Source organism: Mesorhizobium sp. M7A.F.Ca.CA.002.04.1.1 (assembly GCF_004022805.1).
GTDB lineage: Bacteria > Pseudomonadota > Alphaproteobacteria > Rhizobiales > Rhizobiaceae > Mesorhizobium > Mesorhizobium ciceri.
Map to the genome: position 1 here is coordinate 1 of NZ_RZPL01000814.1, position 2391 is coordinate 2391.

4 protein-coding genes are annotated in these 2391 nt (G+C 61.9%); 3 read left to right on the forward strand and 1 reads right to left on the reverse strand.

Annotated features, from left to right (window positions below; translation table 11 throughout):
- Positions 1 to 99 precede the first annotated feature (99 nt).
- The 3 genes from ENZ75_RS28850 (at position 100) to ENZ75_RS28860 (ending at position 1674) form a co-directional block, all read left to right on the forward strand.
- Positions 100 to 498 carry an NADH:ubiquinone oxidoreductase subunit NDUFA12 gene (locus tag ENZ75_RS28850; protein ID WP_128278509.1) on the forward strand — a complete coding sequence of 133 codons (399 nt, stop codon included), beginning with the start codon at positions 100 to 102 and terminating at the stop codon, positions 496 to 498.
- Between the two features lie 123 nt (positions 499 to 621).
- Complete coding sequence (locus ENZ75_RS28855; RefSeq protein WP_013531354.1) at positions 622 to 1212, forward strand: DUF2155 domain-containing protein; 591 nt, start codon at positions 622 to 624, stop codon at positions 1210 to 1212.
- Between the two features lie 75 nt (positions 1213 to 1287).
- Positions 1288 to 1674: a hypothetical protein gene (locus ENZ75_RS28860; protein ID WP_024503882.1), complete on the forward strand. Its 387-nt coding sequence runs from the start codon at positions 1288 to 1290 to the stop codon at positions 1672 to 1674.
- Positions 1675 to 1683: 9 nt separating this feature from the next.
- Here ENZ75_RS28860 and aat read toward each other — a convergent pair whose 3' ends face one another.
- Positions 1684 to 2301, reverse strand: coding sequence for a leucyl/phenylalanyl-tRNA--protein transferase (gene aat / locus ENZ75_RS28865; protein ID WP_024503883.1), 618 nt, complete (start codon positions 2299 to 2301; stop codon positions 1684 to 1686).
- Positions 2302 to 2391: the final 90 nt, after the last annotated feature.

A 2391-nucleotide genomic window follows, 5' to 3' on the forward strand; every position in this document is an offset into this window, starting at 1 on the left:
GGAAAGCCATTTGCGCACACGCCGTGGCAAAAGCCTTGCCTTCGGCAAGGCCTGACGCCATAAGCAGGAAACGGGCGCTGCCGGCGCGAGGGTTTTGAGATGAAGACTTTCCTTACGCAGTTTTTCCCCTGGTGGAACAGCCAGACGATAGGAACCCGCCTGCACACGTGGCGGTATGGCAAGAAGGTCGGCCAGGACGAGACCGGCAATTTTTACTACGAAGGCGGCATCGATTCGGAAGGCCGCACGCGCCGCTGGGTCATCTACCGCAATTATTCGGAAGCTTCGGCGATACCGCCCGGCTGGCACGGCTGGATGCACCACCGTGTCGACGTCGCGCCGTCCAGCGAGGACTACAAGCCACGCGACTGGCAGAAGCCGCATCAGCCCAATCTGACCGGCAGCCCGGCGGCCTATCGTCCGAAGGGCTCGGTGCTCACCAATCAGCATCGCCCGCAGGTCACCGGCGACTACGATGCCTGGACACCCGGGTCGTAGCGACAGGGTGCAAGCCGGTCCTTTATCGCCACAATTGGTGTTTAGCTGCTTGCTGATCAGAAAACGGCGACTAGCCTTGGCGATCGACAGAATCACCCGGGCGCGAACCACCGGTATCTTTGCATGAGCTTTTCTTACTCAATATCGGCCAGTCTGGCGCTAGCCGCCGGTCTTGCCGTCAGCACCGTGGCCTTCGCCGCTTCGCCTGAGCCCGCGGCACCCGCGCCGGCGCCGCCCGCGGGAGCGGACCGGGTTACCAATGCCGTTGCCGAGTTTGCCGGTATCGACAAGATCACCGGCCGGATCATCACCTTCGATGTCTATATCGACGAGACGGTGCAGTTCGGCGCTTTGCAGGTGACGCCGCGCGTCTGCTATTCGCGGCCGCAGGCGGAGGCGCCGAAGACCGATTCCTTCGTCGAGGTCGACGAGATCACGCTCGACCGCAAGATCCGCCGCATCTTCACCGGCTGGATGTTTGCCGAAAGCCCCGGCCTCAACGCCGTCGAGCATGCCGTCTACGACGTCTGGCTGAAGGCCTGCAAGCAGAAGTCGGATGTGCCGGCGCCCGACGGAGCCAAGGCTGACGCAACCAAAGCGGAGGCTCCCAAGCCCGCCGCAGCCAAACCGGAAGCCGCGACCACTCCGGACGTCACAACGCCTGATGTGACGGAGCCGGACGCTTCGGAACCCGATACTACCGACACCAACTGATCCCCCGGAACCGTCCTGGCCACAATGCGTTGGGCCACGGACGAGCGCACATTCATGCGTAAGGAGGATCTTCCGATGTCAGACAGCAAACGGATCACGGCTAGCAAGGCCGAATTGCTGGAACTCGAAAAGGGATTCTGGACGGGCGACTCCGCCTACTACGCGGCCAACGCCGACACCGAATGCCTGGTGGCATTTCCGCAGATGGCACAGGCGATGGACAATGCGGATCTGGCCAAGACCGCGGCCAAGCCCAACCGCTGGCGCAACCTGCAGATGGATCTCAAGGGCATTATCGAGCCGGGCAGCGACATCATCATGCTGACTTACGAGGCGCGTGCGACACGGGAGAATGGCGAGGCTTATGCCGCGCTGGTCAGCACCGGCTACGTCCATCGCGCCAACGGCTGGAAGATGATGTTCCATTCGCAGACGCCATTGGAAGCCGCTACCGGGAAGTAGGCTCAATCCTCAGGGATAGAATATTGCCTCGCCCTTCAACGCATCGGCGAGCATCTTCTCATACTTGCCGCGCGGCACGTCGACCGCGCCGAACCGCTTGAGGTGCTCGGTGGTGAACTGCGTATCAAGCAGAGCAAAGCCCCGCGCCTTCAAGCGCTCGACGAGGTAGAAGAGGCAGGTCTTGGAAGCGTCCGTCTCTCTGGCGAACATGCTCTCGCCAAAAAACACCCGGCCGAGCGACACGCCATAGAGGCCGCCGACCAGCCGGTCCTCACGCCACGCTTCGACCGAATGACAATGGCCTATCCGATGCAACTCGATATAGGCTTCGCGGATCGGCGCATTGATCCAGGTCGAGCGCCGCTCCGCGCGCTTTTCGGCGCAGCCGTCGATGGTCGCCTCGAAATCGAAATCGAAACGGATGTCGAAGGGATGTTTCTTGATCGTTTTCCAGAGACTTTTCGGCGTGTGAAAGCCGTCAAGCGGGATGATGCCTCGTGTCTCCGGCCGCACCCAGAACACCTCCGGGTCGCCGGCACTTTCTGCCATTGGGAAGACGCCCGAGGCGTAGGCCTTGAGCAGCAGGTCGGTGGGGATGCGATAGCCGGGCGCGTAGGGGCGGGTCATCGCGTCTCCGCGCTACTCTTCCTTGGCCAGGTATTTTTCCAGCCAGTGGATGTCATAATCGCCATTGGCGATGTCGGCATTGCCGACGAG